Annotated in this window: 23 protein-coding genes; 3 read left to right on the top strand and 20 right to left on the bottom strand. The window is 47.5% G+C overall.

Features of this window, described 5'->3' with window-relative positions; translation table 11 throughout:
• Positions 1-16 precede the first annotated feature (16 nt).
• From CYJ37_RS21070 to CYJ37_RS20970, 19 genes are all read right to left on the bottom strand, one after another.
• On the bottom strand, positions 17-652 hold the full coding sequence (locus CYJ37_RS21070) for an efflux RND transporter periplasmic adaptor subunit (RefSeq protein ID WP_094769079.1): 636 nt from the start codon (positions 650-652) through the stop codon (positions 17-19).
• 28 nt (positions 653-680) lie between these two features.
• Positions 681-2309 (bottom strand): MFS transporter, encoded by a 1629-nt coding sequence (locus CYJ37_RS21065; RefSeq protein ID WP_257964276.1) that lies wholly within the window; start codon positions 2307-2309, stop codon positions 681-683.
• Positions 2310-2461: 152 nt separating this feature from the next.
• On the bottom strand, positions 2462-2893 hold the full coding sequence (locus CYJ37_RS21060; RefSeq protein WP_022543488.1) for a MarR family winged helix-turn-helix transcriptional regulator: 432 nt from the start codon (positions 2891-2893) through the stop codon (positions 2462-2464).
• Between the two features lie 382 nt (positions 2894-3275).
• Positions 3276-3413 (bottom strand): hypothetical protein, encoded by a 138-nt coding sequence (locus CYJ37_RS27425; protein WP_156916998.1) that lies wholly within the window; start codon positions 3411-3413, stop codon positions 3276-3278.
• Between the two features lie 71 nt (positions 3414-3484).
• Positions 3485-4939 (bottom strand): N-acetylglucosamine-specific PTS transporter subunit IIBC, encoded by a 1455-nt coding sequence (gene nagE, locus CYJ37_RS21050; protein ID WP_101551639.1) that lies wholly within the window; start codon positions 4937-4939, stop codon positions 3485-3487.
• A gap of 158 nt (positions 4940-5097) precedes the next feature.
• A complete protein-coding gene (locus CYJ37_RS21045) occupies positions 5098-6063 on the bottom strand; it encodes an alpha/beta hydrolase (protein ID WP_101551637.1) in 966 nt (321 codons plus the stop codon).
• 91 nt (positions 6064-6154) lie between these two features.
• On the bottom strand, positions 6155-6760 hold the full coding sequence (locus CYJ37_RS21040; protein ID WP_101551635.1) for an SAM-dependent methyltransferase: 606 nt from the start codon (positions 6758-6760) through the stop codon (positions 6155-6157).
• Positions 6757-7497, bottom strand: a complete 741-nt coding sequence (locus tag CYJ37_RS21035) for a hypothetical protein (protein WP_101551633.1) — start codon at positions 7495-7497, stop codon at positions 6757-6759. Before CYJ37_RS21035 ends, CYJ37_RS21040 begins: the two co-directional genes overlap by 4 nt.
• A gap of 20 nt (positions 7498-7517) precedes the next feature.
• The gene (locus tag CYJ37_RS21030; RefSeq protein ID WP_101551631.1) at positions 7518-8582 is read right to left on the bottom strand and encodes a C45 family autoproteolytic acyltransferase/hydolase; all 1065 of its coding nucleotides are present in this window, start codon (positions 8580-8582) and stop codon (positions 7518-7520) included.
• A gap of 385 nt (positions 8583-8967) precedes the next feature.
• Entirely contained in the window at positions 8968-9243 is a 276-nt protein-coding gene (locus tag CYJ37_RS21020) for a hypothetical protein (RefSeq protein WP_257964275.1), read from the bottom strand.
• A gap of 299 nt (positions 9244-9542) precedes the next feature.
• Positions 9543-10259, bottom strand: coding sequence for a LutC/YkgG family protein (locus CYJ37_RS21010; RefSeq protein WP_009791803.1), 717 nt, complete (start codon positions 10257-10259; stop codon positions 9543-9545).
• Positions 10259-11686 (bottom strand): LutB/LldF family L-lactate oxidation iron-sulfur protein, encoded by a 1428-nt coding sequence (locus CYJ37_RS21005; protein WP_094769089.1) that lies wholly within the window; start codon positions 11684-11686, stop codon positions 10259-10261. The genes CYJ37_RS21010 and CYJ37_RS21005 overlap by 1 nt, the downstream gene beginning before the upstream one ends.
• Positions 11687-11713: 27 nt before the next feature.
• Entirely contained in the window at positions 11714-12430 is a 717-nt protein-coding gene (locus CYJ37_RS21000) for a (Fe-S)-binding protein (protein ID WP_009791805.1), read from the bottom strand.
• Positions 12431-12613: 183 nt separating this feature from the next.
• Positions 12614-14398, bottom strand: coding sequence for an L-lactate permease (locus CYJ37_RS20995; protein ID WP_180827401.1), 1785 nt, complete (start codon positions 14396-14398; stop codon positions 12614-12616).
• 227 nt (positions 14399-14625) lie between these two features.
• Positions 14626-15345 (bottom strand): FadR/GntR family transcriptional regulator, encoded by a 720-nt coding sequence (locus CYJ37_RS20990; RefSeq protein WP_101551757.1) that lies wholly within the window; start codon positions 15343-15345, stop codon positions 14626-14628.
• 85 nt (positions 15346-15430) lie between these two features.
• A complete protein-coding gene (locus tag CYJ37_RS20985; protein ID WP_101551625.1) occupies positions 15431-16138 on the bottom strand; it encodes a hypothetical protein in 708 nt (235 codons plus the stop codon).
• 78 nt (positions 16139-16216) lie between these two features.
• On the bottom strand, positions 16217-16642 hold the full coding sequence (locus tag CYJ37_RS20980) for a flavoprotein (RefSeq protein ID WP_101551623.1): 426 nt from the start codon (positions 16640-16642) through the stop codon (positions 16217-16219).
• Positions 16643-16715: 73 nt separating this feature from the next.
• Positions 16716-18074, bottom strand: coding sequence for a DUF4179 domain-containing protein (locus CYJ37_RS20975; protein WP_101551621.1), 1359 nt, complete (start codon positions 18072-18074; stop codon positions 16716-16718).
• Positions 18059-18631 (bottom strand): sigma-70 family RNA polymerase sigma factor, encoded by a 573-nt coding sequence (locus CYJ37_RS20970; protein ID WP_240684265.1) that lies wholly within the window; start codon positions 18629-18631, stop codon positions 18059-18061. Before CYJ37_RS20970 ends, CYJ37_RS20975 begins: the two co-directional genes overlap by 16 nt.
• Before the next feature lie 200 nt (positions 18632-18831).
• Between CYJ37_RS20970 and CYJ37_RS20965 the strand changes: the two genes are divergently transcribed.
• Entirely contained in the window at positions 18832-19125 is a 294-nt protein-coding gene (locus CYJ37_RS20965) for a DUF5634 family protein (protein WP_009791812.1), read from the top strand.
• 49 nt (positions 19126-19174) lie between these two features.
• Here the strand turns inward: CYJ37_RS20965 and CYJ37_RS20960 are convergent, their stop codons facing one another.
• Positions 19175-21220: a bifunctional diguanylate cyclase/phosphodiesterase gene (locus tag CYJ37_RS20960; RefSeq protein WP_101551617.1), complete on the bottom strand. Its 2046-nt coding sequence runs from the start codon at positions 21218-21220 to the stop codon at positions 19175-19177.
• Between the two features lie 182 nt (positions 21221-21402).
• Here CYJ37_RS20960 and CYJ37_RS20955 point away from each other — a divergent pair, with 182 nt between their 5' ends.
• Complete coding sequence (locus CYJ37_RS20955) at positions 21403-21828, top strand: MarR family winged helix-turn-helix transcriptional regulator (protein WP_101551614.1); 426 nt, start codon at positions 21403-21405, stop codon at positions 21826-21828.
• A gap of 122 nt (positions 21829-21950) precedes the next feature.
• Positions 21951-22577 (top strand): FMN-dependent NADH-azoreductase, encoded by a 627-nt coding sequence (locus tag CYJ37_RS20950; RefSeq protein ID WP_101551612.1) that lies wholly within the window; start codon positions 21951-21953, stop codon positions 22575-22577.
• Positions 22578-22610 lie beyond the last annotated feature (33 nt).

The raw sequence follows: 22610 nt of genomic DNA, 5'->3' as shown, positions 1-22610 counted from the left end.
CCTTTAATCGCTTCTTTTAGAGCGAAATTTTCACTTCCGCATTCATCCCCGGCAGCACTTTGTCTGAAGCATTTTTCAGGGAAATTTTCACTGCGACCTTTTGGGCCACTTTGGTGTAGCTGCCATTGGAGCTTTGCTGGGGCAGCACAGAAAATAATGAATTGGTGGCAAAGCCGATTTCCTCTACTTCTCCATCAAATAATGTGTTCCCATCTCCATCAACCTTGATTTCAACACTGTCTCCCACTTCAATCTCCTTCAAGTCTTTTTCCTTAATATTGGCCGTAATATAAAGATGCTCCATGTCTGCAGCAACTGCCAGCGCCTGTCCCGCCTGGACCATCTGATGAGGATAGGCTTGATTCTGGATGACCGTGCCGTTCATATAGCTGCTGACAGGAACAGAAGTTTCTCCTGCCGCTACTTTTCCGACGCTTGCATTCTCGGAGACACTTTTCCCCTCTTCCAGCTTCCATTCTGCAAGCATCCCTGATGCCGGTGCCGTTACCTGCATCATATCGGCTGATACCACTGCATCATCAGTCGTTACATAGTTTTCATTCTGGTAATAGTAATAAGCACCTGCTGCAATCAATGCGAACACAACCAGGATGCCAATAATATTTGTCAGGATTAAACGTCCTTTACTCATTCATCTTTCTCCTCTCAGGTAACCTCTATTATTTATGTGCCTGCCGGCTGTCCGGAGCGGGCAGAAGAATTCTTTTTTGCTTTTGGACAAGCGAACGCCCTTTCCCTGTCGCAATCTTGCCGATGGAAGCCAGCAGCATGATGACGCCGATTCCCAGCATGATCGTAAACAGGTCATGGTATGCCGTAAGGATGGCCGACTTTTTCGCATTAACGACCAATTCATAGAATGCCATGCTCTTCGCCTTGGCCAATGGCAATCCGCTTTCCATCAGATGCCTTGTCATCCTGGCCATTTCCGCCTGTACTTCCGGGTCATATTTACTTGCGTGGATCCTGACTGCTTCATAATGATACGCATTCTGCCTGTATATGAACCAGCCGAGCAACGGAGCAGCCACTGCCCCGGCAAAATTCCTGATCGAATGCAGGGTGACTGACCGCTTGGAGGCTTTATGGATGTCCCCGGCCAGGGCCGTCCCAAGTGCTCCTGCCACCAGCACCATGCTGACCCCTGCCCCAAGGCAGGCGATTTGGAAATAGAGAGCATGAAGGGAGATATCAGGAGTGATGTTCATCCATCTCCAGCTGACGTAAATGACAGCCAGTGAACCGATTGTCCCCAGAATGCCTGCTCCAAGCCTGTCATATAATAAAGTTTTCAGGATAGCTGTGATCAATATCCCGATGAAAAACCAGAAATAAAAATGCGATAGATACTCAAATGGCAAGTCTTTATTATTCCGGAGAAACCCATTGATCCCGGCAAGGGCAAAAATGAGTGAAATATGGGACGCGACTGCCATGATAGTGCCTGACACCGGCTTGGCTGCCTTGAGAGAGCCAAACGGAACAAGCGGATTCTCCGATTTTAAATCAATATAGATAAAGAGGAGCATGATGATGGCGGCGAGAACCAGCAGCGGCCAGATCCTGATCGATGAGAAGCCCTCTTCCATCAGATTGCAAAGGGGATAGGCGAGGCTTAGGATAAATAACCCTAACAGGAAAATCCCTTTTTTATCCGCAGGCGGCTCCTTATGTTTTTTCTCATCCTGTGCTGATGGAAGAAAAATACTTCCCATTACAAGGCATAAAATGCTTGAAACGATGTTCAGGATAAACAGCCAGCGCCACATGCCTGATGAGAGCGAAATGCTTCCAAAGAATGCCCCGACAGCACTCGACCCGAATAGTCCCCCAATCGCCATCAGCAGGAAGGTATTGCGGATTTTGTTCGGAAAAGAAGTCAGGCTGACCGGCAAAATCGTCAGGAAAAGGATGCCGGCGCTGATTCCCTGTATGATCCGGCCTGCCGTCAATGTTGTAATGCCCAGTGACAGCGCGTCCAGTACAGAGCCAAGCAGGAAAACCAGCACAAAGGTCAGATAGTTCCTCTTAAGGCCGATCTTCCTTGCCAGCACCGGACCTAGCGGCACACCGAACGCAAATGCAAGATTGGATAATGTGGACGGCAGCAGCAGATCATTCGAACCAAGGTTCAGGCCGTTTTGAATGATCCCCTGATTGAGAATATAAGATAAATTTAAAAAGTACTGCGGCCCGATAGAAAAGATGGTCAGAATGGATATGGCCAAATATGGCGGAATGGCCATCTTTTTCGGATCAGAGCCGGAAATATTGACAGGTTGACTCAACAGCAGATCCTCCTTTCAAAACTTATATTTCTTTTTACAAGTTGCATTATACAACTTATAGACAATATATTGTATTATACAACTTTACAGTGATTCTGCAACAGGTAATATCCAACAAAAAAAGAGCCTAGGCGGCTCTCTCCTCATCCGTATTATTTTCCCCATAGTTTGAAATCTTTATTAAGCCTTGTCAGGCTGGCTTCCAGCCCTGCCAGCTCGTCCGGTGACCAGTCTTTCAAGATTTCCCCATAAACAGACTGGCGCGCTTCTTTCACCTTCTGAAGCACCGCCCGTCCTTTATCTGTCAGCTGGACCAGGCTGATCCGGCCGTTATGTTCATCCGGAAAACGTTCAATATAAGCTTTTCCTTCGAGAACGGCGATCTGCCTGCTCGCTGTAGAGAGATTCAGCATCAGCTTTTCTGCCAGTGCATTGATTGCCAGGGGCTCATGCGCAGAAATCTCACTCAGCAGCAGATACTCCGACCGGTCAAGGCTCCCCAGCTTCGGACTGTGGGCAGTCGTCAGCCTCACAAGCATCGCAATTTCATATTCAATCTGCCGTAAAGTATCCTTCAGCACCATCCGCCCCCCTCTTAATAAACGCCTTTCTTCTATTTGTGATTATGGACCATTTTACCTGAGGTATCAAGGGATGAAATGTGATGGACTCTGTTTAGAGATAGCTAATTCGCGGCGTGTCCTGCACAGTCTATGGACCACAACACTCATAATAGAGTTGGGGCCCAGCTCTGCCATGCTTAAGCTGATCGTCAATTCTCCAAAACTCTCAGCAGCACAGCATGACGGTCAACGTCTGAGTCCTTTCCTGGATGGCCATATTGAGAAAAGAACCTCTGTCTGTCCTTAGGCGCTATCCCGCTTCTTTTGACCGGAATTCCATAGCTTACTAGAAAGCGATTAAGCGAAACGGCCCTCCTGAAAAATTCCGGCGAATCAGTGCTATCTACCCTTCTCCCATGCTGCTGTAGCCTTCATTGGCCCACAGAGAAATCATGGCAGCAGCTATCATAAGAAGAGTAAAGACAATAAAAGGATGCATGCTCCCTTTTTGCCTTCTTTTTCTATGCTTTTTTTCCTTCATACCATCCCCTCCCCTTTCCATATATAAAGAGAAAAGAAGAAAAGGCCAGGCATCGCCCGGCTTTTTCAATGTTATTTCCTGATCTTTTCTATTTCATCGGCTACAAATTGCACTGATGTGCCAACGATGACCTGAATGCTTGTAGGACCGACAATATTGATTCCCGGAACCCCGGTATCTTTAATCTTTTTCTGGTCGACCTGCTCCATGTCCTTCACTTCAATGCGAAGGCGGGTCACACAGTTGTCTACAGATGTAACGTTCGCATCTCCGCCGAGGCCGTCATAGATTTTAGCAGCCATGATGGCGAATTTTTCACTTCCTGCCGCAGGGGCAGATACTTCTCCGCCTTCAGCTCCCTCAGTCATTTCAACCCGGCCAGGAGTGGATAGGTTAAACTTGGTGATCAGGAATCTGAACAGCACATAATACAGGACTGCAAATACGAGCCCCTGAACCAGCAGCATCCAGGGCTGGTTGGCAATAGGGATGCTCAAGCTCAGTGCAAAGTCAATCAGTCCCGCGCTGAAGCCGAAGCCGGCTGTCCACTGGAAGAAGGCCGCAACAGCAAGCGAGATTCCCGTTAATGCCGCATGCACGACATAAAGAGCAGGCGCAATGAACATGAATGAGAACTCGAGCGGCTCAGTCACTCCTGTAAAGAAAGAAGCAAACCCTGCAGCAAGCAGCAAGGATGCCGCCATTTTCTTCTGCTTTGATTTCGCCGTATGGTACATGGCCAGGGCAGCAGCCGGAAGGCCGAACATCATGACAGGGAAGAAGCCTGCCTGATACATGCCAGTTACCCCTTTAGTCCCCTCACTTGCCCAGAACTTTCCGATATCATTGATTCCGACAGTATCGAACCAGAACACAGAGTTCAAAGCATGGTGAAGGCCTGTTGGGATCAGGAGCCTGTTAAAGAACCCGTAAAGGCCCGCGCCCACAAAGCCCATCTTGCTTATCGCTGTCCCGAAGGATACCAGTCCGGAATAGATGAGCGGCCAGACAAAGAACAGGATTGCGGCCACAGCCAGCATCGTTACAGCTGACATGATCGGCACCAGCCGCTTTCCGCTGAAGAATGCCAGGGCATCCGGAAGCTTCACCTTGGCAAAGCGGTTATACATAATCGACGCTACAATTCCTGATAAGATACCGACAAAAGCATTCTCAATCTTTCCAAATGCCGGGTTAACATCAGCTGCATCTACACCCTGCAGCATCGCAACCGTGTCAGTTGCCAGCAGCGTTGTCACAACGAGGTAGGCGACCAATCCGGAAATAGCTGAGGAACCATCTTTTTCCTTAGCCATCCCCAAGGCAATTCCGACTGCGAACAGTACTGGAATATTATCAAGAATGGAACCCCCTGCTTTAATCAGGAATGCTGCAGCTGCGTTGCCTGCACCCCAGCCATCGTGATCAATAGCGTAACCAATCCCCATCAAAATCGCAGCCACCGGCAGCACGGCTACAGGCAGCATTAAAGAGCGGCCCATTCTCTGTAAGTACTTCATGACCATTTTTATTCCCCCCTGGATGAAAAACTTGTTTGTCTACTTTGTAATGCAGAACGGTCCTCCTCTTCGTGATATTTTATAAAATAAACGAAAAAAGTCCATGCCTGCATCTATTATAGTTCACAAAATTGTAAATATTCAATCAAATTTCCAATTCTGCCTTACTTATTTTGCACTTTTTTAATAAAAGCCGTCAAGCGCTTCTGGTATTCTTCTTCAGCGATTGTATAAGCCTCTGTATGACCGGCCCCCGGCACAATCCAGATTTCCTTCTCGCTTGTCGCCGCATCATAAATCCGGTCTGCCATTTCGGTCGGGACCAGTTCGTCCTGGTCACCGTGGATGATGAAGAGCGGAAGCTTATTCTTTTTCACCTGTTCAACTGCCGAAGCTTCGCTGAACGTATAGCCTGCCCTTACCTTCGTCACAGCGCTCGTCACTTGCATGAGAGGGAATGAAGGCAGATGGTACAGATATTTCAGCTGGTGGGATAGCTCTTCATGAACGTTTGTGTAGCCTGAATCCTCAATGATCCCTTTCACTTCCGGCGGAAGCTTTTCCCCGCTTGCCATCAGGACGGTCGCTGCCCCCATGGAAAAGCCGTGCAGAAAAATATCAGTTGCCCCTTCCTCTTTTATCAGCCTGCTGGCCCACTTCACATAGTCCTTCCGTTCATGCCAGCCATAGCCGATATAATTCCCTTCGCTTAAGCCATGGCCCCTGGCATCCGGCTTCAGGACGTCAAACCCCTGCTCATAGTAAAATTTCGTAACGCCCGGCATCTGTTCGCTGCTGCCTTTATATCCATGAGCCAGGATGACTGCCCTGCCATTGGAATCCGGGTTCTTCAGGAAAGCTGCCTTTAGCTTCAGCCCGTCGTCCGAAGTGATTTCAACAGTCTTGAAGTCCTGTTTTTCCGTCCACTCCATCACTTCAGCAAGCTTGGCCGCCTCTTCCTCAGCTGCCATTGCACTGACTGCTCTTGACTCGCTGCCGCCATGGAGCTTCAGGGACTCATCACTCCGATTGATTGCTACATTATAAAAGTAGTTGCCTGCTCCTATCAGAACCGCAGCCAAAAGCACGATGACAATGCCGCTAATCAGAAGGATCTTTTTCTTATTCATTCTCCTACCCCATTTACTATTTATCTTGAAACCATTATATCTATCATTTCCAATAAATTCTATATCTCCAGCAAATAAAATGTAAGCGATTTCACATCTTTAGCCTGTAGATCAAAAACCTTTCATTATGATCATGGCTGCTTTCAGGAAGCTCAACCTCTTTTTCCAGCTCAAAGCTTGTATAATTTTCAAGGAAAAAAATATAATCCTCTGAAGGGTAATACAGCACAATATCTGCAGTGCGCGGGTGCTCTTCCACAGACAAAAGGATATTCGCAATGATGTTCCTGAACACCTGGATGGAAAATGGGTTGAAGAAGTAAAAGCAATTCTCCTCAGCCTTAATGCTGTATTCCTCTGCAAGGCTGCATTCAAATTGGAGCATCCCCCTGCTTTTTCTGCTTTTTTTCACATAAGTTTCTGCGTTTCGAAGAGCTTCTTCATATAAATCTTCATTCATTTCAACACCTGTGCCGGAAGCCTGGAACAGATAGTGGCTGTAAAAGACAAGCCGGCCCTTCCCGCAGCCGAAATCAACAAGCCTGTCAGTGCCCGCCAGCTTGTAATCCTGAAATAAAATGTCCAGCGCGGAATAAGGCGTCGCTTCATATCGGTGATAATGGAAGGACCGGTTAAACCCCTGCTGTCCGCCCTCTGTTTTAATATGAAGAAGTCTATCATAATCCTGTTCTTTCATTCTTTCCTCCCTGGCTGTTCAATGTCATTCTCCCCAAGCATCTGCATATAATCTATATTTGAACCGCCAGTACCAAAGCTGTCACCCACATCCGGAATAAAGGTTTTTCCATTTTCATCGTAGCCAATCCAGCCAAAATGGATGCCGAGCACAGGAAAAGAGAACCAATCAGGCTGGCTCTTCTTGGCAGAATCCGCCAACGAACCCGCGACGGACTTCCACTCTTCCGGCAGCTCCATCATCCCATAGCTGCCTTCATCAAGCATGGTTTCATGCTCCATCTGCACCTTTGGCAAATAAGTCTCTTTTCCCCCTGAAACAAAAAAGTCCCTGTCTCTCATTAAATAGTAGCGAATCTTTTCTAAGCCGCTGTCAGGCGAAAAGCTCCAGGCTATCCGGAATGAAGATGGGTCATCCGGGTCGATCCGCCAAATCTTCGGCTCCCCGGCAGAGCTGATATAATCAAGCTCCCAATCGCGCTTTCTCCATGTCCAGAAGCTGGCGCCATATTCTCCGCCTTTCCTCACAAAAGGAACAAAAACATGCTCTTCATCGACTGGGATGATTGCCTTGATATCACTGGCCTGCATGTCGGAATGATAGCGGTTCATATAATCTATGAGCTTCTTGTCATCAGGCAGTCCGTCCGGTTTGGAAAAATAAAGCCAATAAAGTCCGATGCCGACTGTTATTGTAATAATAAGACCGGACAGCAGGAACAGCCTTTTCTTATTCATATCCATACCTCCGGCAACGTTTATTTGCTGAACCAGTTTGCATGATCATCCATATGCAGGAAGGGGATGCTGGTATTCACTTCACCTGTGATCCTTTTCATATCAATATCTTCTCCCTGCAGCCATCTGTCAAAGTCAAATTCAACCGGGCTCCGGTCGCCGCCCAGGGCAAACCAGGCTTTACCTTCCTGAGGCAAATAACCTGATGTGTGGATGGTGCCGGCCCAGCTGCTGTATAAATCAGAAAAAACGCCTTTATCTGTATCATTCAGGAGTCTGAACGCCTCCATCGCTTCGGTCATTTCCACGCCTGTTTCTTTGATAACAGCAAGCCTGCGGAGTGAGTCTGCCAAATGGTGGCGGTTTTCATCTTTCATAATTTCAAAATGGTTGGTGCAGGCATTCGTCTGCCGGATCTCCACACGGCGCGGGGAAGTTTCCACCGCAAAGGATTTCCCGCTTCGGTCATATACAACATAGGTGAAAGAATGGCGGTGCGGAATCTCCTTGAGCATGCTTACAGCTTCATCGGCATCTGCGCATGATTCAAGAAGCAGCCTCCCGATCATGCAGCAGATAAAGCCGTCGCCCGGTTTTTTCCGGTTCATGAAGTTATAGCCTACCACCAGGCCTTTTTCGTTCATTCCATCCATCCGCCCTGTGACCCGCTGGCTGGGCCCGATGATGGCATAGCCCTGGTCAGTTGGCTGGAAAAGGGTGTAGCGGCCTTCATAGGTTTTGGGATGATAGTCGTAGTTGCGGATCAGATAGCTGCTGCCTGTCAAGATGGAGCAGCCGGATCGGTTATAATCGACGCGATAGCCGCCGAACTCCTGGAGGACTTTCTGCATCGGCCATTCCAGTGCTTCCTGGAGGCCGAGCAGTTCGTCCCAAGTGCCGGGGGCGAATTTTTTGATTGCATCCTTTGCTTCTTTTTCATCGATGATGAAGCGCGGTTTTCTTACTTTCCATTGTTCTTCGCGGTTTTTTACGGAAAGGGAGTTTTTGATTTTTTCTCCCTGCATATAGCCGAAGTCATAGTGGGTGCCGCGGAACTGGATGATGTCGCTGTGTATTTGTTTCATAGGGATCCCTCGTTTATTTCAGATTGCCTGTTTAATTTTCTCTTCTTTTTTAAGGATACTGGAAGGGGATTTGAAAATAAAGAGAGAAAAGCGGAGGCGCCATTAAGGAGTGTTGTTTAGAAACATAGAAAAAAGCTGATCCAATTTGGAGCAGCTTTTAGACTTTTTTCACTTGTTAATGGGGGCTGTTGATTTGCGTTGCAGGCACTTCGCTTTCCGCGGGGCGACGCTGAGCCTCCTCAGAGCAAGCTCTTGCGGGGTCTCAGCCTTGCCGCTATCTCCCACAGGAGTCTGCGTGCCTTCCACTCCAATCAACAGGTCTTCGAAATTTTTTGGCATGGTTTCCATTGAAAAGTTGTTTAACACAAATAACTCTTTTGGGTGGTTATACCCTTTTTTCAATCTGATTCAACTCATAGACTCTTTTTCTCTTGCTAATGGGGGCTGCTGATTTCCGTTTCAGGCACTTCGCTTTCCGCGGGACAGCGCTGAGCCTCCTCAGAGCAAGCTCTTGGGGGGTCTCAGCCTTGCCGCTATCTCCCGCAGGAGTCTGCGCGCCTTCCACTCCAATCAACAGGTCTTCGAAATTTTTTGGCATGGTTTCCATTGAAAAGTTGTTTAACACAAATAACTCTTTTGGGTGGTTATACCCTTTTTTCAATCTGATTCAACTCATAGACTCTTTTTCTCTTGCTAATGGGGGCTGCTGATTTCCGTTTCAGGCACTTCGCTTTCCGCGGGACAGCGCTGAGCCTCCTCAGAGCAAGCTCTTGGGGGGTCTCAGCCTTGCCGCTATCTCCCGCAGGAGTCTGCGTGCCTTCCACTCCAATCAGCAGGTTTTCGGAATTTATATGGTAAGCCTTGGCTGAAATGTTATGCAGCTTAAATAACTTTTAGTCTGCTTATCACTTGATTTTGGGAGCCTTTTATTACTGAACAGCTTTATTTCGTCAGCTTTCCTTATAAGTCATCCACTACCAAATAAATAGCTTTGACTGGGCCATGGACGCCGACGATTAGGTTCATTTCGATGTCGGCGCTGTTGCTTGGGCCGGAGATGAAGTTGATGCAGGATGGGACTTCTTCTCCTCTGGCTGCCATTTCGTGGATGGCTTTGGCTGCCTGGGTCATTCTTGGGACGATGGTGCTTTTTGGGATGATGGCAAAGTAGATGGCCGGAAGCAGGCTGACGGACCGCCCTTTTCCTTGGCCGCTGAATAGGACAACGGTTCCGGATTCTGCCAGGGTTGTGTCACTGAAGGTGATCCCGATATCGGCGGTTGCTGAAATGGCGAGGTTTTCTTCCCCGGCTTCGGGATCCCATACATGCAGATCGATTCCGTCCGTTTTAAGGGTGCTTTGCATGCTGCCGAGCCCGCATTCTTCAAAACGGGGGTCATCCCATGTGACGACTGATTTTCCGCCTGTTTCCTTTATCAGTTCTGTTATCAGAAAAGGAAGGTCGGCTGTTACTGTCCGATGCACTTCTGTATGGATGATTTCACATTGCTTGATGAGGACTTCGGCAAGCTCATCCTGTGAAAAGCCCTTTAGGACCTCCCACTGCGGATTATGCTTCCAGACCGGCTTTTCAACATGATTGCGCCGTTCCCGTCCAAGATTCTTCGCCAGGTTATCCAGGAAAGATGAGCGGTTTTGGATTTGTCCTGCAGGCATTATTTGTCACCCTCTTTTTCTCTCTTTTTGAACCAGTCCCTGAACCGGTCTTTCTTAGGTGCCGGGAATTCGCGGATATCTGTCCAATTTTTCAGCGGGCCGGGTCCTTTGGAAATTTTCTCATCCTTTGAAAAGACGCCAAGTGCCGCCGGTGCCAGCTTTGAACCGATATTGTACATGGCCGGTGAAGCAGTACCCATGCTGAAGGCCTTCATGGAAAGATTCTCAAAGGCAGGAGCCCTGCCCTCTTTCTCGACAATTTCCTGGCGATGGCGCAGCAGGTGCTCGTGAAGCGGAATCTTTACCGGGCATGCCTCTGTGCACGCCGCGCATAAGGTTGAAGCATAAGGAAGTTCTTTAAATTCATCATAGCCGCCCAATAATGGCGACAGGACAGCCCCGACCGGTCCCGGATAGATGGAGCCGTAGGAATGTCCGCCTACATGGCGGTAGACCGGGCAAACATTGATGCAGGCTGCACAGCGGATGCAGTGCAGGATTGACTGGAAGGCCGTCCCCAATATCTTCGAGCGCCCATTGTCGACGATGACCAGGTGGAATTCCTCCGGTCCGTCAACATCGCCCTCCTGCTTGGGTCCGCTCAGGCCGGTGACATAGCTTGTCAGCTTCTGCCCGACTGCCGCCCTTGTCAAAAGGCTGACCAGGACCTCCATTTCTTCCCAGGTCGGTACAATCCTCTCCATGCCCATAACGGTGATCTGCGTCTTCGGGATCGCCGTAACCATCCGGGCATTTCCTTCATTCGTCACAAGAGAAACCGTGCCGGACTCTGCAATGGCAAAATTGCAGCCTGTGATGCCGATGTCTGCCTCCAGGAATTCCTTGCGAAGCTTTTCCCGTGCAAACAAGGCAAGCTCTTCCGGCTTTTCCGTTTTGTCATAGCCCAGCTTCGCTTTGAACACATCGCGGATTTGTTCTTTGTTTTTATGAAGTGCGGGCGTGACGATATGGGAAGGAGGATCATGGTCATCGACCTGCAGGATCCACTCCCCAAGGTCGGTTTCAATGACTTCGCAGCCGGCCTTTTCAAGCGCCTCGTTCATGTTGATTTCTTCTGTGACCATTGATTTGGACTTAACAACCTTTTTTCCTTTTTTCCGTTTTACAACATTCGTGATATAGTCATTCGCTTCTTCCGCCGTTTCCGCAAAAAAGACATGGCCGCCGCGCTTTGCCACATTTTCGCTCAGCTGCTCCAGATAGTAGTCAAGATTTTCTATTGTATGGGAGCGGATTTCTTCGCCAAGCTGGCGCCAGTCCTCCCAGTTCCCAAGCTCTTCCGCTGCATTCAGGCGCCCTGTGCGGAAGCGCCCCTGTGCAGAGGAAACGGCTCCGCGCATAAACGTATCATTGATGCCGCCGGCTACCCGTTCCTTGAAGGGCTTATCCCCAATCTTCATTGCCATTTTTATTCCCCCTCTTTCTCTGCACTTTTACCTGCTGTTTAGGACGGATGCTATGTGCATTACTTTGATCTGCTTTCCGTGCCTCTCGATCCGCCCGCCGATATTCATCAGGCAGCCGCAATCACCGCCTATTAAAATATCAGCCTCTGATTCTTCAATATGCATGACTTTTTCATCGACCATCTGCTCTGAAATCGGTGTCATTTTTACCGAAAAAGTGCCTCCAAAGCCGCAGCAGTCATAGCTGTTCTGGAGCGGCCTCATTTCAAGCCCCTTCACATTGCCCAGCAGCTTCATCGGCGCTTCCTTCACTCCGAGCAGCCTTGTCATATGGCAGGAAGTATGGTAGGTTGCCTTCCCATCAAGCCTGGCACCGACATCCTCGACGCCGAGCACATCGACAATGAACTGTGTCAGTTCAAATGTTTTATCAGCCAGACGCTGGGCCCTCTCTTCCCATTTCGGGTCCCCTTTGAAAATATGGGGATATTCTTTGAACATCGTACTGCACGACCCGGAAGGAGAAACAACATAATCTGCATGCTCAAAAACTTTTATCATATGTTTCATCGATTCTTTCGCTTTTTCCACATAGCCGCTGTTGTAAGCAGGCTGTCCGCAGCATGTCTGGCGCTCCGGGAAATCGACCTCGCAGCCGAGCCTTTCGAGCAGCTCCACGGTATCTTTTCCCGCTTCAGTCTGGAATATATCGATCAGGCAGGTAACAAATAATGATACTTTCATCGATTTCACCTTTTCCTTGTTATCGCTTTCACTTCTTTTGAAAGCTGATTCACTTTTTTTACTTTTGATACTATATAGTTTAAATCTTTATAGGTTTATAGTCAACAGGTCATCAGATGACTTTAGTATACTAAAATACTTTCCTGAGAAAAAGACAGGCCCCTTATAGGAACCTGCCGATTATCAAGCTGTTTTTTTCAGCTGCCTGCTTTCCGTACGGTTCTGTTTTTCCCCTTTGTACAGCATCACGAGGATGAAGCCGGCGGCAAGCGCGAGGATGGCTGTCCCTGCATTCAAGCCGAAGCCATTGATGGCTGTATAGCCGATCCCCCCGGCAAAAATGACATAGAAGGTCATCGGGATCAGTGTTTTTCTGATCAAATTTCCTTCTTTTCCGATCAGGCCTGCAGAAGAGGACGCAGCCACAACATTATGCACACAGATCATATTGCCGGCAGCTCCGCCGACTGCCTGCAGGGCAACAATTGTGGCAGGTGCTGCCATGATATTGTCTGCCACCCCGAACTGGAAGAGCGAAAACATCATATTGCTGATTGTATTGCTTCCGGCCGCAAATGCGCCGATCGCTCCAATCGTCGGTGCTGCAAGCGGCCAGTAGGAGCCGAATACCTCTGATATGCCCTCAGCGAGTGCGAGCGGCATGCTGGTATAGTCAGCTGCGTTGACGCCGGAATTGATGAATACCTGCACCATCGGCACTGCGAAAATAAGGGCTGCCATGGCACTGACAACGGTTTTGAAAGAATCTTTGACCGCCCGGCCGTATGCTTTCATATTCATCCTGTAAATAAGGATGGAGATCAGCGATACAGCAATGAATACCACACCGGGAATATTCAGCGGCTTGGATTCAACTGTGATGACTGTCCCGAATACATTCTCAAGGCTGATGACCCAGGACTGGATCCACCCGGCAAACGGGAGTGTCTTCAGTCTTGTCAGCACCAGCAGTACCGCAACAAGGATGTAAGGCATCCAGGCTGCCAGGAAAGAGACAGGCTTTTTCGCAGCATCTTCTTTATCAACCTGGAGGGTTCCCGTCCAGGCAGGATCCCAGTTGTCTGCTGAATCGAAATCCCAGGACTTTTTCGGAACAAGGAATCCCTTCCTTGCTGCCGGCACCACAATGACAAGTCCTATCAAACCGCCGATCATGGACGGGAATTCCGGTCCAAGGAGATTGGCCACAAGCGCGTAAGGCACCGTGAATGCGAGTCCTGCGAAAATAGCAAACTTCCAGATGGCAAGCCCTTCTGCAATCGATTTATTTTTTCCAAAGAAATAAGTCAGCATCGTAACCATAAAGAGAGGGATGAATATCCCGATCACTCCGTGAATCAGGGCAACCTGGCCGCCGATACCGTTTATGTATGCCTCCATCGTTGTTCCTTGTTCAGCAACATAGCTTTGGACAAGCGGCGAATCCTTCAGTCCGGTATTGACGCCGATCAGGATCGGTGTACCGACGGCTCCATATGATACCGGCGTTGACTGCAGGATCAGGGCAACCATGACAGCTCCCATCGCGGGGAATCCGATTGCCACAAGAAGCGGACCGACAATTGTCGCCGGGGCTCCCCATCCTGCGGCACCTTCCAGGAAGGAACCGAACAGCCAGCAGACGATGATCGTCTGGACGCGCCTGTCAGGCGAGATGCTCATAAAGCCTTTACGTATCGTAAAGATGGCACCGCTTTCTTTCAAGGTGTTAAGAAGCAGGATTGCTCCGAAGACAATCACCCCTACTTCAAGGGCGGTCGCCAGGCCTTTGACAGCAGCAGCCCCGATCTGGGCGCCAGGCACCTTCCACACAGCCATGGCCATCAGGACGGTTACGATCAGCGATAAAGGCATCGCCTTATTCGCTGGCCATCTCAATATGACTAAAAAAACAAATACCGAAACAATCGGTATGGTAGCAATGAGAGCGAGCATTCCAATACTCATCGTTTTTCTCTCCTTTTTAATCGCATATTCATTCATCATGTTAACAGGTCATCAGATGACTTTATTATATTAAACAGTATAAGTAAAACGCTTTCACATTACAATAGGAAATTTTCAGATATTAACTTTTGCAGGGAGTCCCGCTCTTCGGTTTTAATGGATTCCTAAATACCGAGCAAAGAATCATAAAAAATAAATAAGCCTGCATCCCCCTCGGATGCAGGCCCTCACTCTTCCATTTCGTTCATATATTTCATCAGGACCTCTTCCACACTATGCAGGTGGTCAAGCATCAGCTGCTGGGCGCGGGGCCCATCCTGGTCCCGGATGCTTTCATAGATGCTCTGGTGCTCGAGTGTGAGGCGGCCTAAAGCTTTTTCGGTAGAATACAGCCAGATTCTCCTTGTCTCACGCATGGTGGTCACCATCATTTCCGAAACATTATTCATCAGGCTGATCAGCAGATCATTTTGCGACGCCTTGGCAATCGCCATATGAAACTGAAAATCCGCTTCTTCCCCAAGCTCTTCATCGCTGGCCTTTTTCATCTGCTCAAGCGCTGATTCAATTTCAGCCAGCTGCTCTACCGTACGCCTTTCTGCAGCAGCACTGACGGCGCCGACCTCAAGGATCCTCCGCACCTCCAGAAGATTTTTAACATCGGTCTTTTTCATCAGCATGGCTGTATAGACTGGAAGTGTCAGCATATTGGATTCAAATTCCCTGATATAGGTTCCCTCGCCCTGGTGCATTTCCACAAGTCCCATGGCACGCAAAGCGCTCAAGGCCTCCCGGACGGCAGACCTGCCGACCTGGAAGTTTTCCGCCAGCTGCTGGACCGAAGCAAGCTTATCTCCCGGCTTCAGCTCTCCTGACTTGATCATATCCATTAGCGCCTCAGCAATTTCTTCATATATTTTACGCGGTTTAATCCGTTTATAGTTCACATGGCTCACCCCATTATCCTTCTGCTTCTGATTTTATAGCATAATGGATGAACGGACAATGCGGAGAGGCCAGCTAAGATTCTTTTTATCTGGCATAGGGTTCAATCAGCGGCTTTTCAGACCGGTAATACATCTGAGCATCAGGCCCTGAGATCAAGACGCCCTTCCCATCCTTTTCAATATAAATGACTGACTCCAGGCCGCTTCCCCATTTAGGCTCTGTCCCGGAAAGAAGGTAAGGAAATCTTTCATCATGATTGTCGTCCATCGTTATTTCCCTGTACCATTCTTCACTATCAAAATTTCCCCTGGTCCATATTCCTGTCTCCAGCAGTGCTCCCTGGCGGAGAACTGTCTGTTCTGCTGAAGGGTGCAGCAGGACCACTTCTGCATCCTCAACACTGGCCAAATAGACGGCAGGATCCTTTGTGTCATAGACCCCATGGTAAAACATAGCCGCTGCAAGTGAAGCCGCAAGCAAAGCAAAATTGGCGGCAAACCCCAGCCAGGCAAACCGCCGGTACTTTGCCCATCTCCCTTCTTTGCCCCTGGAAAAAAAGTAAAGGATCCATACCCCGAGAGGCAGTATCGGCAGCCGGATGGGCAGGCCGTCACTTTGCCAGTTAATTGAAAAAGAAAAGAGTCCAATAAACATAATGAGGATGATTTTTAATACCTTGGGCTTTTCATCCTGCTTTTTATATAAAACGATTGCGGCAATCACAATAGCTGCATAAGCCAATATGGTGGCTGCCCATTCTACTGCGTTACCTGTAAACTCCAGATTGATCATGGAGCTCACCTCCTGCTGGTTCCATTTACTGTTATATGTATGATAGCAAAGAAAAAGGACCACTGCGCATGGTCCCTTTCAGATATGCTGCTGGAGCTGCAGGGTGCCGATTCTTTCCGGGGAAATTCCTGTTTCTACATAGCTTCTGGCCTGCTTCCAGCTGCCTTCTCCGTCTTTTTTGAAGGTATCGAAAAAGAGATTGGCTGTGCCGATCCGTTCTCCCTTTATAATAATCGAGGCCGACAAGACCACCATCACTTCATCCTCCTTCAGCGGAATGACAGCAAGCTCCTTCAAATCCCAGATCCCTTCATTCTCTTTTACATACCGAAATCCCTGCTCCCAGCCTTTGACCGACTCATCGTAGCCAAAATCATCAATCTGATCCCCGCGGATTTCCCTTGCCTGATAATCCTTTGATATCAGCTCTTTCATTTCTTCGAGCGATGAGTTCCTCCAAACCTGGAGGTAATAATTGAGAAATGATTTGAATTCCTGTTCCATTGCTCAGCCTCCTGTATATTCTTGTTGGAGTTAACTTCTACAGTGGAGAAGGGATATCCTTTTCCTGAAAGGATTATTTGATCGGTACTTCCATTTGGAATTCTTCTATGAGCTCGGGAGCCTTTTCATTAAAATATTTGATGAAAAGACCTTCATCCGGCGTATTCGGGAACACTTCTTCAACAAGATAAGCTTCGCCTCCTAAATATTCCCGGGACTTCTCAATGCCATGATAAAATTCCCCATTTTTATCTGTAAGCATAAACTGAAAATCATTCAGGAACGCCAGGGAGCTTTTATATTTATAGGCAATTATGAGTGTTTGGTCTGCCCTTTCAATCCCTTCTATTTCAATGCTGCCCATTTCTCCCATCTGGAAGGCTGCTTCAGTTGAGAGCGGGGTACTACTTAGAGGCGTATCTTCTTTAAACCTGTTTGAAGTCCCATTTATCACCTGTATGGTTACGGTTGACGAACCTTTGTCCACTTGCTCGAAAAACTCTTTGTATTCAGTCACACTGTACCATTGGCCGTTTTCTTTTGTCTGGGTCCCCATTCCCATTGTCCAATTGTTTAAATTCCTTAAAACTTTGCCATTTTCATCAATAAGCCTGATTGTATGAGACTGATAGGGCTCCCTATTGTTATATGGCTCCTTATATCGGAGATTAACCGATGTAGTCAGCGGGCTCAGCTTAATACTCTTTAGTTCTAGTACTTTGTTTTCCCACTGTTTAACCATATTCATAGGGATGGTTTTAATATCCTCTGATTTTTCAACAGGGAACTGGAACCGGAACGAGAAGTCCTTTTCCCATTTGTAAGATTTGTCTGTTGTAGCTTTATATAGAAAGTCCACCTTTATTTTATCCGGCAATTCGCCTTTATCATTATCGTACGTAAAGGTTGAGATGCCTGCCACTTTGTTTTCAGAAATCTGTTCATCCCTTACACCATTTCTGGAGATACCCTCTTCAGAATGATTAAGGGGTATATAAGCATCGATTTGTTTATATGAGTAATTATTTATCGGCTTTTCTGATTCAATCACATAACTGATTGAGAGTCTGCGTCCATCGTAAACTGCTTCCTTTATGCTCATCTTAATCCCATCTTCCTGCTTTTCTAAAGATAAAAGCGATACATTTCCGCCTTTTGAGGCCTTTTGGAGCCCTTCATCGCCAAAAAGGCTGAAGATGGAATCAAAGAAAGGAAAGTTTGAAAAAGCAAATGCCTTTGTTCCTGATCCGTATAAAGCCAAGGAACCTGCCAAAGTAAAGAGGAGAACTGCAGCTGCTGCAATCGATTTGATCCGCCATTTAAAGAAAAGTGGTTTTTCACTATTTTTTATACAGTCCTGCACCTTCTGTCTGTCCTCTGCAGTAAATTCCACCTCACTAAAAAGATCTTTGCTTTTTATATCCTGTCCCATTGCATGTCCTCCTTTCTCAATATCGCCCCGAGCTTTTCCCTTCCCCGTTTCAGTCTCGTTTTGACAGTATTCTCTGATATACGAAGAGTGGAGGCGACCTCTCCAACTGTAAACTCCTGATAATAGTATAGAAAAATGACCTCTTTATATTTCGGGCTTAAAGACATGATACAATCCCTGATTTGCCTTTTATGGTCTTTTTCGAGTAACGCTGCCTCAGGGCTGTCCGCATGAGGTGTTGAGTTGTCCTCCTGTTTACCTGGTAAAAGTATCCTTTTGAAATACGCACTCTTTAAATGGTCTTTGCACTGGTTAATGGTGATCCGGTACAGCCAGGTCTTCAGGGAAGACTCCCCTTTAAACTTTTGCAGGCTGGAGCTGCAGCTGATAAATACATTCTGTATAATATCCTTGGCCAGCCCGGCATCCTTTACATAAGAGAAAGCAAGCGTTGCAAGCTCCGTTCCGTATGTAACCATGATTTCTTCTAATATTTCTTCCAAATTTTCATTCTTTGCCAAATCCGGATTAAAATCCTGCTCACCTTCTATAAACACCAAAACCCACCTCCTTGTTTAAAATTCGTGATTTGACGAGGTGCAGCAGCTGAGGGTTTCAAAATTTTTAAAAAAACAAATAATTATCATTATATCTCACACCTTTTTACAAGTAACCCATTCACTGTGAAGAATAAAACCTAAGAACCAAGCCATATTAAAAGCAGATAACAACGAAGGGAGACAGCACAGTGGAATCGATGACGCGTGAGCAGATTCTGGCGGATTTGCAGAGGTCTTTTGAGGGCTATTTGAATGAATACGGGGCGGACAGTATAGGCACTTATGAGGAGCCAGGCCAGGGCGGGCGCTATTATTTCGGCTGCACGGTCAAGAAGGATGATCGGACGTTCCATATACATACACCTTTTGCACAGCAGGAGGATGGAAGATTTACGGCTCTTGGAAACGGCTGGACGGCCGAGACGGATGATCCGATGCTTCAGGACAAAAGGGGATATGGAGATCTGGAGAGTGCACTCAAAGAAATCTAGCATATAGAAAAGGCAGGCTGGACTGAAAGTGTCCGGCCTGCCTTCTTTATTAAACCAGCGCTTCTTCATGTCTGTTCTGTATCCAGTCCTGCAGCTCTTCTTCTTTCAGCGGGCGGGAAAAATAATAGCCCTGTACATGCGGCGATTCGCTTAAAGAACCAATAAAGTCGATCTGGTCCTGATATTCTGCCCCCTCGATGACGACCTTTAGGTTCAGCGAGCAGGACAGCGAAATAATGGCCCGCAGGATGGCCGAATCCTTTTCTGACATCGGCACCCCGTCGACGAAGGATTTATCAATTTTGATGGTCGAAATCGGTATTCTTTTTAAATACGAAAGAGAGGATACGCCTGTACCAAAATCGTCCAAGGCAACAGAAAGCCCCATTTCCCTGAACTGCGCCACTGCCTGAATGGCATTCTCAATATCATGGATGACGCTGGTCTCCGTGATTTCCAATTCAAGCAGATGGCTGCTGATATCATATTTCTCAAGACTGTCTATTAAAACGTTCAGCAGTTTGGCTGAAGTCAGATAAGGGCCCGGGATGTTAATGGAAATCTGGTGAAGGGCTGCCCCGTCTTTTCGCCAGTGTGACAGCTGCAGGCACACTTTTTCAATTACCCAGTCTGTGACTTCGAAAAGCTTCCCGCTTTCCTCCAGGATGGGAATGAAAACGCCTGGCGAAATCATGCCATGCCTGGGGTGTTTCCAGCGCAATAATGCCTCCATGCCCGAAATCTCCCACGTGCTTGAGGAGATTTTCGGCTGGTAGACAAGAAAAAGCTCCCCACTTCCCATAGCAGGTGTGATATCCTTAGCCAGCTCCTTTTCAAAGCTGTAGGTATGGACTGCGGGATTATATTCAATTACCTCATGCTTGTACTTGATCGTCGAGTGCTGGAGTACGGCCATTGTGCTTGAAAACAGTTCTTTATGCGGCTGTTTATCACTGGCTGAACTAACGGCACACACCATATCAATTACGAGCCGCTGTTTTCCAATGATCAGCGGCTGGGTGAAGACAGCCATGATCCTCTTCAAGGCTGCCTTTATTTTTTCATAGTCATGCTCCCCGGAAGCGAAAAGCGCGAAACGATTCCCTTCGATGCGGTATGCCTTGATTTCCAGCGGAAGCAGCCCCTTAATTCCGCCATGGACAGACTGAATGATTTCATCCCCGAATGAATAGCCAAAGCCGCTGTTCCATTTCTCCAGGTCATGGATATGGATGATGGCCAGGCTTCCTTTGCCACCGCTTTTTAAGTCCTGTTCAAACTGCCGCTGGTTCGGCAGCTGTGTCAGCGGGTCAAAATAGCTCAGGCGGTATTCTACAAACCGGTCCAGCAGGCTCGTCAGGCCGGAAATGGCAAGGAGAAGCAAGATTCCCACTGTAATGACGCCGACCAACAGCTTCATATCCATATTATGCATCTTATGCAAAGCATGGCCCAATGGCGCTTTTGTATAAAAAACAACAGCTGCCATCCCTGTGTAATGCATACTTGTAATCGCAAGACCCATGATAAGCGCAGTGGCTGTTTTTACCAGAAAGCTGCCCATGTATTTCTGCAGCACAGAAAAGATATACAGGGCGATATAGGATACCACGACAGCAATGGCGATGGAGGCGGCAAACAGTCCCGGCTTATAGCTGTATTCCGCTTCCATCTCCATGGCAGCCATCCCGAAATAATGCATGGCGGAGATGCCAATCCCCATAATGGCCCCTGAAATAACAGATGGCCAATGAGTGCTGTTCTTCCGGTTGCTGATGTAAAAGGCCAGATAAGAGGCCAAAAAGGCAGGAAACACAGAAACGATTGTCATCGTCCAGTCATACTTCATCGGCATCGGCAGCATGAATGCACTCATGCCGATAAAATGCATGGACCAGATTCCGAGCCCCATTGCAATGGAAGACAGCAGCAGCCAGAACTTTTGCTGGAAAAAGCTTGGCTGCTGCATCCGCTGATTCATTGATAATGCGGTATAGGATGCACAGCAGGCAATAATAATAGAAAGAAGAACAATCGGGACAGAATAATGGCCTTGGAGAATATATATATTCTCTGAATCTGGGACAGTAAACATGGGTGTATAACCTCATTCATTTTTATAGGTATTTCATACTGGTTATATCGGCTGATTCTTCCGAATATCAACTAAATAATTCACTTCCGGCATATTGATGCTCAACTTATTGTTTTTTTGCCGGCATAACCATAAAATATGATTATCCAAAGCCTGTTTACTTATAGAACGGAGGAACCCCTTTGAAGCTTTCTTTTACCGATTACATCAGCATCTATATCCATCAGACCGACCTGACGCTGACCAGCTATGTTAAGAACAGGCTGGCGCCTTATAACCTTGCTCCCGAGCAGAACTTAATCATGATGCTATTGTGGGAAAAGGATGGAATTACGCAAAATGAGGTAGCTGAAAAGCTGCTGAAAGATAAAACCAATATTGCGCGCATGGTATCCAATCTTGAGAAAAAGGGATTTATTCAAAGGATTCAGCATAAAAGCGACCGCCGTTCCCTCCAGCTGTTTCTGACAGAAAAAGGACGGGAGCTCGGGGAGCACATCATTCCCCTGACCGAGGAATTCAACTCTCTCGTCTGCCAGGGAATTACAGAGGAAGAGCAGAACGAAGTCAGGAGGATTCTCCGTAAAATGCAGGCAAATGTCCAGTAGTCTGTACATTTGCCTGCATTAATGTTGCTACAACAACCAAAAGTGTGGTAAAGTGGTGTTTGTCATAATAGCATAATCAACAGTTGCTATAGCAACATAGAAAAATAAAGCGAGGTATTCTTATGTCAAACGTATTATTCATCAAAGCCAATTCCCGCCCGACCGATCAGGCTGTAAGCGTTCAGCTCTATAATGCTTTTGTTGAAAGCTATAAAGAAGCTCATCCCGGCGAACAAATCACTGAGCTGGATCTTTTCAGCGAAAACCTGCCATACTACAGCAATGATATGATGGGCGGCATGTTCAAGCTTGCTAAAGGCATGGAGCTTACGCCAGCTGAAACTGAAGCAGCAAACCTGGTAAACAAATATCTGGACCAGTTCCTGGCTGCAGATAAAGTTGTATTCGCATTCCCATTGTGGAACTTCACTGTTCCTGCAGTACTGCACACATATCTTGATTATCTCGGACAGGCCGGAAAAACTTTCCGTTATACAGCAGAAGGCCCTGTCGGTCTGCTGACAGACAAGAAGGTTGTCCTTCTTAATGCACGCGGAGGCATTTACTCTGAAGGCCCTGCGGCAAGCGCTGAAATGGCCGTCAACTATGTGAGCACCATCCTGAATTTCTGGGGCGTCCAGGACGTTGAATCCATCATCGTTGAAGGACATAACCAATTCCCTGACCGTGCACAGGAAATCATCAATGAAGGTCTTGAAAAAGCAAAAGCAGCAGCGAAGGCACTTTAATCTGCCAGCACCATTAAGCCTGTTCCAATCGGA

Origin of the sequence: Bacillus sp. UMB0728 (genome assembly GCF_002858875.1) — a bacterium.
Classification (GTDB): domain Bacteria; phylum Bacillota; class Bacilli; order Bacillales; family Cytobacillaceae; genus Bacillus_AB; species Bacillus_AB infantis.
The sequence above is the reverse complement of the archived record's forward strand: the minus strand, read 5'-3'. Positions and strand labels throughout refer to the sequence as shown.

Excerpts from the sequence above, each read along its gene's own strand:
- CYJ37_RS20975 (WP_101551621.1), bottom strand. The coding sequence starts at position 18,074 with ATGGGACAGGATATAAAAAGCAAAGATCTTTTTAGTGAGGTGGAATTT.
- CYJ37_RS21045 (WP_101551637.1), bottom strand. The coding sequence starts at position 6,063 with ATGAATAAGAAAAAGATCCTTCTGATTAGCGGCATTGTCATCGTGCTT.
- CYJ37_RS21060 (WP_022543488.1), bottom strand. The coding sequence starts at position 2,893 with ATGGTGCTGAAGGATACTTTACGGCAGATTGAATATGAAATTGCGATG.
- CYJ37_RS21040 (WP_101551635.1), bottom strand. The coding sequence starts at position 6,760 with ATGAAAGAACAGGATTATGATAGACTTCTTCATATTAAAACAGAGGGC.
- CYJ37_RS21005 (WP_094769089.1), bottom strand. The coding sequence starts at position 11,686 with ATGGCAATGAAGATTGGGGATAAGCCCTTCAAGGAACGGGTAGCCGGC.
- CYJ37_RS21010 (WP_009791803.1), bottom strand. The coding sequence starts at position 10,259 with ATGCCTGCAGGACAAATCCAAAACCGCTCATCTTTCCTGGATAACCTG.
- CYJ37_RS20965 (WP_009791812.1), top strand. The coding sequence starts at position 18,832 with ATGACGCGTGAGCAGATTCTGGCGGATTTGCAGAGGTCTTTTGAGGGC.
- CYJ37_RS21070 (WP_094769079.1), bottom strand. The coding sequence starts at position 652 with ATGAGTAAAGGACGTTTAATCCTGACAAATATTATTGGCATCCTGGTT.
- CYJ37_RS21035 (WP_101551633.1), bottom strand. The coding sequence starts at position 7,497 with ATGAATAAGAAAAGGCTGTTCCTGCTGTCCGGTCTTATTATTACAATA.
- CYJ37_RS21000 (WP_009791805.1), bottom strand. The coding sequence starts at position 12,430 with ATGAAAGTATCATTATTTGTTACCTGCCTGATCGATATATTCCAGACT.
- CYJ37_RS27425 (WP_156916998.1), bottom strand. The coding sequence starts at position 3,413 with ATGAAGGAAAAAAAGCATAGAAAAAGAAGGCAAAAAGGGAGCATGCAT.
- CYJ37_RS20960 (WP_101551617.1), bottom strand. The coding sequence starts at position 21,220 with ATGTTTACTGTCCCAGATTCAGAGAATATATATATTCTCCAAGGCCAT.
- nagE (WP_101551639.1), bottom strand. The coding sequence starts at position 4,939 with ATGGTCATGAAGTACTTACAGAGAATGGGCCGCTCTTTAATGCTGCCT.
- CYJ37_RS20980 (WP_101551623.1), bottom strand. The coding sequence starts at position 16,642 with ATGGAACAGGAATTCAAATCATTTCTCAATTATTACCTCCAGGTTTGG.
- CYJ37_RS21030 (WP_101551631.1), bottom strand. The coding sequence starts at position 8,582 with ATGAAACAAATACACAGCGACATCATCCAGTTCCGCGGCACCCACTAT.
- CYJ37_RS20985 (WP_101551625.1), bottom strand. The coding sequence starts at position 16,138 with ATGATCAATCTGGAGTTTACAGGTAACGCAGTAGAATGGGCAGCCACC.
- CYJ37_RS20950 (WP_101551612.1), top strand. The coding sequence starts at position 21,951 with ATGTCAAACGTATTATTCATCAAAGCCAATTCCCGCCCGACCGATCAG.
- CYJ37_RS20995 (WP_180827401.1), bottom strand. The coding sequence starts at position 14,398 with ATGAGTATTGGAATGCTCGCTCTCATTGCTACCATACCGATTGTTTCG.